Genomic DNA, 702 nt, shown 5'->3' with positions numbered 1-702 from the left:
CGGGATGGCGAGCAGCCACCACTTCACGAGCACGAGCCCGCGTGAGAGGTGCCGGGGGTAGGCGATGTCGAGGTAGGCGGGGTACTCGGGCTCGGGCTCCAGGCTGAACGGCGGGTAGCGGTCGGTGCCGAGGCCACCGTTGGCGCAGTAGTAGCTGACGCGCCAGGTCCACTGCAGCACCCCGAGGTTGAAGTCGAAGAGGCTGCGCGGGTAGCGGGCGGTGAAGAGGATCGCGAAGAACGCGACGATGCTGACCAGCACGAAGGCGATCCACAGCACGCCGAGCACGATGAAGTGCGGGATCGCGAGGAACCACTTGACCAGCCACAGCCAGCGCGAGAGCGGCTCGTCGATGCACGCCTCGAGGGCCACGGGGCTCATCGCCCGCGGGTGCGGCTGACCCCGAGGCGGGGCGGGAGGCGGCGGCGCCTGCTGCAGGCCGCTGTCGCCGGTCCCGTCGGCCTCGACGTAGCCGGCGCGCACCCCGGGGGCCTGCGTGTAGCTCGCCGGCCGGCTGCCGCGTGCCCCGCGGATGATCAGGCCGATGGCGAGCGCGGTGATCACGAGGCCGACGGCCAGCATGAGGAAGGCGAGCGGGAGGAGGAAGCCGGCGCGCACGCCCGTCGTGGCGGACACCGCGACGCCGCTGCTGCCGTCGGCGTTCATCAGCACGGCGCTCCACTGCCCCTCGGTCACCTTCCA

The 702-nt window shown here is 72.1% G+C and carries 1 protein-coding gene; it reads right to left on the bottom strand.

Annotated elements, in window-relative coordinates; translation table 11 throughout:
* Positions 1 to 702 (bottom strand): DUF4389 domain-containing protein (locus ABD194_RS19265; RefSeq protein ID WP_343994491.1); only part of this gene is annotated, 702 nt, incomplete at both ends.

The sequence above is a fragment of the Terrabacter terrae genome, assembly GCF_039529575.1.
GTDB lineage: Bacteria > Actinomycetota > Actinomycetes > Actinomycetales > Dermatophilaceae > Terrabacter > Terrabacter terrae.
The sequence above is the reverse complement of the archived record's forward strand: the minus strand, read 5'-3'. Positions and strand labels throughout refer to the sequence as shown.